8 protein-coding genes are annotated in these 7,584 nt (G+C 73.1%); all 8 read left to right on the top strand.

Annotation, left to right across the window (positions count from 1 at the left end; genetic code table 11):
• Nucleotides 1-23 precede the first annotated feature (23 nt).
• On the top strand, nucleotides 24-404 hold the full coding sequence (locus tag AB0J52_RS19870) for a hypothetical protein (RefSeq protein WP_500183075.1): 381 nt from the start codon (nucleotides 24-26) through the stop codon (nucleotides 402-404).
• A 67-nt stretch (nucleotides 405-471) separates the two neighbouring features.
• Nucleotides 472-1,449 carry a chorismate-binding protein gene (locus AB0J52_RS19865; protein ID WP_500183074.1) on the top strand — a complete coding sequence of 326 codons (978 nt, stop codon included), beginning with the start codon at nucleotides 472-474 and terminating at the stop codon, nucleotides 1,447-1,449.
• A complete protein-coding gene (locus AB0J52_RS19860; protein WP_500183073.1) occupies nucleotides 1,439-2,278 on the top strand; it encodes an aminotransferase class IV in 840 nt (279 codons plus the stop codon). Before AB0J52_RS19865 ends, AB0J52_RS19860 begins: the two co-directional genes overlap by 11 nt.
• 79 nt (nucleotides 2,279-2,357) lie before the next feature.
• Complete coding sequence (locus AB0J52_RS19855) at nucleotides 2,358-3,806, top strand: extracellular solute-binding protein (RefSeq protein WP_500183072.1); 1,449 nt, start codon at nucleotides 2,358-2,360, stop codon at nucleotides 3,804-3,806.
• Complete coding sequence (locus AB0J52_RS19850) at nucleotides 3,778-4,695, top strand: carbohydrate ABC transporter permease (protein ID WP_500183071.1); 918 nt, start codon at nucleotides 3,778-3,780, stop codon at nucleotides 4,693-4,695. Before AB0J52_RS19855 ends, AB0J52_RS19850 begins: the two co-directional genes overlap by 29 nt.
• Complete coding sequence (locus AB0J52_RS19845) at nucleotides 4,692-5,507, top strand: carbohydrate ABC transporter permease (protein ID WP_500183070.1); 816 nt, start codon at nucleotides 4,692-4,694, stop codon at nucleotides 5,505-5,507. Before AB0J52_RS19850 ends, AB0J52_RS19845 begins: the two co-directional genes overlap by 4 nt.
• A complete protein-coding gene (locus AB0J52_RS19840; protein WP_500183069.1) occupies nucleotides 5,504-6,586 on the top strand; it encodes an ABC transporter ATP-binding protein in 1,083 nt (360 codons plus the stop codon). The genes AB0J52_RS19845 and AB0J52_RS19840 overlap by 4 nt, the downstream gene beginning before the upstream one ends.
• Nucleotides 6,583-7,584 (top strand): CehA/McbA family metallohydrolase (locus AB0J52_RS19835; RefSeq protein WP_500183068.1); only part of this gene is annotated, 1,002 nt, incomplete at its 3' end. The genes AB0J52_RS19840 and AB0J52_RS19835, both read left to right, overlap by 4 nt.

Here is a 7,584-nt window from a genome sequence, read left to right as displayed (position 1 = left end):
GGTGGTCGTAGCACGTGCGGGCCGTGTGCAGCCGCCTGGCCGGGGAGGCCGGGGTGGCGCTGTTCGCGGCCCTGCTGGACGGCGGGATGATCGAGCCGGACGGCGGCCGTCCGGTCGGGACGGGCGTCCCGTATGAGACGACGGAGAAGGGCGACCACCGGCTCGAGGAGATCGGGCTCGACGTCGCCGCGCTGCGGGGGACGAAGCGGCGGTTCGCGGGGGCCTGCCTGGACTGGACCGAACGCCGCCCGCACCTGAACGGCGCGCTCGGCGCGGCCCTGACCACGCGGATGATCGGCCTCGGCTGGTTCGAGCGGGGGAGCGAGCGCCGGGCGCTGATCGTCACCGAGGCCGGCCGCACGGGCCTCGCCGACTCGTTCGGCTGCGTCCTGGCTGATCGTTAGGCCCGAGCCGGGAGGCAGCGGGCGGGCGGTGGCCGAGGCGGTCGCGCCGGCGCGGCAGACTGGGGCCATGTTCGCGCATGTCGGTGGGATGCTCGCGACCGGACTGGCCGAGGTGACCAGCGATCCGGCGGCGCTGGACTCGCGTGGCTGGTGGGCGGTCGTCGTGAGCTACGAGGGCAAGATCACCTGCGCGCGGTTCGAGGACGTCCGGCCCGCGCCGCACCCCGACGGCCCCTGGCGCCCGCCGGGGGAGTGGCGTTCGTCGCTGGACCGGGGCGAGTACATGCGGGGCGTCGAGCGGATCCGCGCGGCGATCGCCGACGGCGTGGTCTACCAGGCGAACCTGTGCCGGGTCCTGGCGGCGCCGCTGCCGGACGGAGCCGACATCGCGGGCCTCGGCGCGCGGCTGGCCAAGGGGAATCCGGGGCGGTACGCGATGACGGTGCGGCTGCCGGGGATGGCGGTGGCGTCGGCGTCGCCCGAGCTGTACCTGGAGCGGGCGGGACGGGTCGTGACGTCCAAGCCGATCAAGGGCACCGGGCGGACCGAGGCGGACCTGCTGCCCAAGGACCGGGCCGAGAACGTGATGATCGTCGACCTCGTCCGCAACGACCTCGGGCGGGTCGCGGCGGTCGGGTCGGTGACGGTGCCGGAGCTGCTGGCGGCGGAGGAGTATCCGGGGCTGGTGCATCTGGTCTCGACCGTCCGGGCGGAGCTGGAGCCAGGGGCGGGATGGCCGGAGCTGATCGAGGCGACGTTCCCGCCGGGATCGGTGACCGGCGCGCCGAAGGCGAGCGCGCTGGCGCTGCTGGAGGCGCTGGAGCCGGTGCCGCGCGGACCGTACTGCGGCGCGGTCGGCTGGGTGGACGCGGACCGGCGGCGCGGCGCGCTCGCGGTCGGCATCCGGACGTTCTGGGCCGAGGACGGGTTCCTGCGGTTCGGGACCGGGGCCGGGATCACCTGGGGGTCCGACGCGCTGGGAGAATGGAACGAGACCGAGCTGAAGGCGGCTCGGCTTCTGGAGGTGGCATCCGGTGAGCGGTGAGCGGGCGAAGGTGTGGGTCAACGGGGCCCTGCTGGATCCCGACGAGGCGGTCGTGTCGGTCTTCGACCACGGCGTTCTGGTCGGCGACGGCGTGTTCGAGACGGTCAAGGCCGTGGACGGCGAGCCGTTCGCGCTGACCCGGCACCTGAGGCGGCTGGCCCGCTCGGCGGCCGGGCTCGGGCTGCCCGCGCCGGACGAGGCGGCGCTCGCCGGCGGCGTCCGGGAGGCCCTCGCGACCGCCCCGGAGTGGCCGCTCGCCCGGATCCGGATCACCTACACCTCCGGCCCGGGGCCGCTCGGCTCCGAGCGCGGCAAGGACGGGACGACCACCACGGTCATCGTGGCTGAGCAGAACCCGTTCCCCGAGACCGCCGACGTGGTCGTGGTGCCGTGGGCGCGCAACGAGCGCGGCGCGCTGTCGGGGCTGAAGACGACGTCCTATGCCGAGAACGCCCTGTCGCTCGCCTACGCCAGGGAGCGCGGCGGCGGCGAGGCGATCTTCGGGAATCTCGCCGGGAACCTGTGCGAGGGCACCGGCACCAACGTCTTCCTCGTCCTGGACGGTGAGCTCGTCACGCCGACGCTGGAGGCGGGCTGCCTGGCGGGCGTGACGCGCGCCCTGGTGCTGGAGTGGTGCGGCGGCGTCGAGCGCGACGTCCCGCTGTCGGAGCTGTACCGGGCGGAGGAGGCGTTCCTCGCGTCCACGACCAGGAACGTGCAACCGATCCGGAAGGTGGACGGCACGGTGCTGCCGGCCGCGCCGGGGCCGATCACGCTGAAGGCGATGGAGGTCTTCGCGGCCCGCTCCGCGGAGCTGGTCGACCCCTGACCGGGCGCCCGGGCGGACTGGAGATCTTTTAGGGCCTTTACGTCCCGCGTCTCATCAGTCACGTTAGCGGTGACGCCTGTTGGAGGTCACCGTGCACATCTCCGGACGGTTCACGAGCTCCCGACCCGACCCACGGCTCACGGCCGCGCTCGCCTTTCTCCTGGTGGGCGCGGCCGTCTCATCCTGCGGGGGCGGTTCGTCCTCGACCGACCCGCAGCGCAACGCCAAGGCCAAGACGTTCACCCTCACGATCGCCCGCAACGCCATCGTCGGCGGCAAGAACGACGCCGAGGCGTCCTGGATCACCAAGACCGTCATCCCCGGGTTCGTGGCCGCCGAGAAGGCCAAGGGGCTGCGCGTGAAGGTCGTCTACCACGGCTACGGGGTGGACGACGACGCCTACAAGACCAAGACCGCGCTCGACCTGAAGTCCAAGGCGGGGGCGGACATCGTCAGCCTGGACGGGATCTGGGTGGGCGAGTTCGCGCAGGCCGGATACGTCAAGCCGCTCGCCGACGTGGTGGGGGCGCGGGCCGACTCCTGGGACGGCTGGAGCCAGATCAGTTCTTCGGTCCAGCAATTGGGATCGTTCCAGGGCAAGCGGTACGGAATCCCGCCGTCCACCGACGGGCGCGTGCTGTTCTACAACAAGAAGCTGTTCGCGCAGGCGGGGCTTCCGGTGAACTGGCAGCCCCGCAGCTGGGACGAGATCCTCGCCGCCGGGCGGGCGCTGAAGAAGCTGCCCGGCGTCACGCCGCTGCAGATCAATGCCGGGACGGCGATGGGCGAGGCGACCACGACGCAGGGCGTCCTGCCGCTGCTCGCGGGGGCGGGCGCGCAGATCTACTCCGGCGGCAAGTGGACGGGCGGCGGGGCCGCGATGAAGCAGGTCCTGGGCTTCTACCGGCAGCTCTACGGGCCGGAGGGGCTCGGGGACAAGAAGCTGCAGGAGGAGGCCAAGGGCCGGGACAAGTCGTTCGAGGAGTTCGCGAACAACAAGATCGGCGTCCTGCTGGAGGGCGTCTACCTCTGGCGGGCGGTGCTGAACCCCAAGGACGGCATCGCCAGGATGCCCGACCGCGACCAGGCGGTCGGCTACGCGCTGATCCCGGCGTCGGCGCCCGGCAAGGGCGTCGGGGGACGGTCGTTCGTGAGCATGTCCGGCGGGTCGGTCGCCGCGGTCAACCCGCACACCAAGTACCCGCAGCAGGCGTTCGACCTGCTGGCGTACCTGAACCGGCCGGACGTGGTGAAGGCGCGGATCGCCGGGAACCCCGAGGTCACCTCGCGCAACGACGTGAACGCCGAGGCGCTGAGGAACGACCCGTTCCTGTCGTTCGTCGCGCAGAAGGTGCTGCCGGTCACCCTGTTCCGGCCGGGGCTCGCGGCGTACACGCAGGTGTCGACGGCGCTGCAGGAGGCGACGGCGGGCATCGTCGCCGGGCACAGCCCCGAGGACGCGGCCGGGCAGTACACCAGGAAGCTGGAGGGGATCGTCGGTGGTCCCGGCAGCGTCAACGCGGGCTGAGCCCGCGAGGGCGGAGGCCGCCGACGTCGTCGGCCTGGGGCGGCGGCGCGCGGCCGCGTTCGTCGCCCCGGCGCTGGTGCTCATCCTGGTCTTCCTGGTGTTCCCGGCGCTGTGGACGCTGTACCTGGGCGTCACCGACTACCGGCTGACCGGCCTCGCGGCGACGCATCCGCACTTCGTGGGCGTCCGCAACTACACCGACGTGCTCGCCGACGGGCGGTTCCACAACTCGCTGTGGCTGACGCTGGAGTTCGTCGGCGGGTCGGCGGTGCTCGGGCAGACCGTGCTCGGGTTCGCCGTCGCGTGGGTGATGCGGGAGCGTCCGGCGGCCGCGCGGCGCACCGTCGAGGCGCTGGTGCTGCTCGCCTGGATCCTGCCCGGCTCGGTCGTCGCTTTCCTGTGGCTGGCGCTGCTGGACCGGGACGGCGGGACGCTGAACGCGATGCTCGGCACGCCCGGCACCGCCTGGCTGCTGGACCATCCGATGGCGAGCGTCATCGTGTTCAACGTGTGGCGCGGGACGGCGTTCTCGATGATGCTCTACACGGCCGCGCTCGGGAACGTTCCGCCGTCCCATCTGGAGACGGCGAAGCTGGCGGGCGCGTCCACCTGGCAGACGCTGCGCGACGCGGTGCTGCCGAGGATCCGCGGGCACGTCCTGACGAGCCTGCTGCTGGTCAGCCTGTGGACGTTCAACGACTTCACCCCCTACCTGATCACCGCGGGCGGGCCGGAGAACCGGTCGGAGGTCATGTCGGTCTACGTGTACCGGACCGCGCTCGGCGAGGGACGGCTCGGCTTCGGCGCGGCGATCTCCCTGGTCATGCTGCTGGTCAACCTGGCCATCGCGTTCGCCTACCTGCGGGCGCTGCGGCGGAGGCGGGCATGAGGGCGGCGCTGCGGCGGCTCGCCGCGTCCACGTTCGTGTCGCTCGTGCTCGCGTTCTTCGCGCTGCCGATGCTCTGGCTGGCCAGCGCGCCGTTCAACGCCGACCCGAAGATCAAGGTGTCGCTGCCGAGCTTCACGCTGGAGAACTTCCGGATCCTGCTGGACGACCCGTACGCGCTGCGGTCGCTGCGGAACTCGGCGATCCTCGCGGCGGGCACGGCGGCGGTCGTGGTGGTGCTCGCCGCGCTCGCCGCGTACGCGCTCAGCCGGGTCCGGCTGCCCGGCCGGGACGTCCTGCTCTACCTGCTGCTCCTGCTGTCGTCGATCATCACCGGGACGGCCGCGATGGTGCCGATCTTCCTGCTGGCCACCCAGCTGCACCTGGTCGACTCGCATCTCGGCGTGGTGCTGGTGCTGTCCGGCGGGCTGCTGCCCACGGCGATCTTCCTGCTCAAGGACTTCACCGACGCGACGCCCGCGTCCTACGAGGAGGCGGCGCGGGTGTTCGGGGCCTCGCCGCTGCAGACGCTGCGGCACGTGGTCGTCCCGGTGATCCGGCCGGGCCTGGCGATGGTCGGGATCTGGACGGTCGCGCAGGTGTGGGGCGACTTCCTGATGCCGTTCCTGCTGCTGCGCGATCCGGACAAGGCCCCCGCCTCGGTGATCATGTACACCTTCTACACCGAGGGCGGCCAGCCGGACCTGGCCCTCATCGGGGCGTTCTCGCTGCTCTACTCGGTGCCCGTGGTGGTGATGTACCTGCTGGTCAGCCGCCGGTACGGGTTCCGGTTCCACGGAGGGATCAAGCGGTGACCGGTGTCGAGCTGAGCGCGCTGACCAAGGACTACCCCGGCGGCGTCCGGGCGGTGGACGGGCTGGACCTGGCCGTCCCGGACGGCGCGTTCTTCGCGCTGCTCGGGCCGTCGGGGTGCGGCAAGACGACGCTGCTGCGGACGATCGCGGGGCTGGAGACCGCCACGTCCGGGACGGTCCGGATCGGCGACCGCGACGTGACGCGGCTGCCGCCGGGCCGCCGCGACGTCGGCATGGTGTTCCAGGACTACGCGCTGTTCCCGCACATGACCGTCGCCGACAACATCGCCTACCCGCTGCGGATCAAGAAGGCGGGGAAGGCGGAGCGGCACGCGGCGGCGGCGGACGTCGCCGCGTCGCTCGGGCTGTCGGAGCTGCTGGAGCGCCGTCCGGCGGAGCTGAGCGGCGGGCAGCAGCAGCGGGTGGCCCTCGCCCGCGCGATGGCGGCGCGGCCGACGGTGTTCCTGCTGGACGAGCCGCTGTCCAACCTGGACGCGCGGCTGCGCCTGGAGGCCCGCACGTTCCTCAAGAAGCTCCAGCACGAGCTGGGCGTGACCACGCTGTTCGTCACGCACGACCAGGCGGAGGCGCTGGCGATGGCCGACCGGATCGCGGTCATGGAGGCGGGCCGGATCCGGCAGGTCGGGACGCCCGCCGAGGTGTTCCGGCGGCCGGCGAACCTGTTCGTCGCCTCGTTCATCGGCTCGACGCCGATGAACCTGGTGGAGGCGCGGGTCGTGGACGGGCTGGTCGAGGCGGCCGGGGCGCGGTTGCGGCCCCCGGTCCGGGTCGGGGACGGCGAGCAGGTCGTGTACGGCGTCCGGCCCGAGTACCTCGACTTCTCGGCGGCTCCCGTGGACGGGGCGTTCCACGGCCGTGTCGTGGTGGTGGAGAACCTGGGTACCAGCTCACTGGTGACCCTTGAGACCGACGGCGGCGGCGTGCTCGTCCACGTGGTCGTCCCGGAGGACGCCGAGCCCCGGCCGGGGGACGAGGGATGGGCGAGCCCGCGGCCCGGCCGGGCCCTGCTCTATCGCGGAGGAGAGCTCATGACCAACGACGTCGCGGCGGCGGCATGATCCGGTTCGAGGGCGTCTGGACGCTGGAGGACCGGCTCGAACGGGCCATGCGCGAGCTGCCGTTCGAGGTGCCGCCGGGCACGGCCGCGCTGACCGTCCGGCTGAGCCACGCGGGCGGGGTCATCGACCTCGGCTGCGGCGGGCCGGGCGGGTTCCGGGGCTGGTCCGGCGGCGCGCGCGACGCCTACACGGTCGCGGCGGACTGGGCGACGCCCGGCTACCTGCCGGGCGAACCGGAGCCGGGGGAGTGGCAGGTGTGGCTGCGGCTGCACCGGATCCCGCCGGACGGCGTCCCGTACACGGTCGAGATCACCCTGGACGACCGCGCGCCCGGCCGTCCCGAGACGCTGCCGCCGCCCGCCGTGACGGACCGTCCGGCGCGGCGGGAGGGGCTGCCCGAGCCGTCCGGGCTGCGGTGGATGGCGGGCGACCTGCACGCGCACACCGTGCACAGCGACGGGACGCTGACCGTGCCCGAGCTGGCCGGCCTCGCCGTGAAGCAGGGCCTGGACTTCCTCGCGGTCACCGACCACAACACCGTCAGCCACCATCCCGAGCTACCCGGCGTCTCCAAGCACGCGGGGATCGTCCTGGTGCCGGGGCAGGAGGTCACGACCGACCACGGGCACGCCAACGTGTTCGGCGACACCGGCTGGATCGACTTCCGGCGTCCGGCGGCCGAGTGGGACCCGGGCGGCGGCGGCGTCCTGTCGGTCAACCATCCGCTGTCCGGGGACTGCGCGTGGCGGCACGACGTCCCGCCGGACGCGCGGACCCGGCACGTCGAACTGTGGCATTCGTCCTGGTGGGACCGGACGTGGGGCGCGCCGCTCGCCTGGGCCGCGCTCTGGCGGGACGACACCGTCGCGCTCGGCGGCAGCGACTTCCACGACCCGGGCCAGCACAAGACGCTCGGCGAGCCGACCACCTGGGTGCTCGCCGAGGACGGCTCGCCGGAGGCGGTCGTCGCCGCGATCGCCGCCGGGCGCACCGCCGTG

This window comes from Spirillospora sp. NPDC049652, assembly GCF_040675125.1.
Taxonomy (GTDB): domain Bacteria; phylum Actinomycetota; class Actinomycetes; order Streptosporangiales; family Streptosporangiaceae; genus Spirillospora.
This window is presented reverse-complemented; position numbering and strand designations above follow the sequence as displayed.

Bases quoted from the DNA above. Each gene is read 5' to 3' on its own strand.
- AB0J52_RS19865 (WP_500183074.1), top strand. From the start codon at position 472: ATGTTCGCGCATGTCGGTGGGATGCTCGCGACCGGACTGGCCGAGGTG.
- AB0J52_RS19845 (WP_500183070.1), top strand. From the start codon at position 4,692: ATGAGGGCGGCGCTGCGGCGGCTCGCCGCGTCCACGTTCGTGTCGCTC.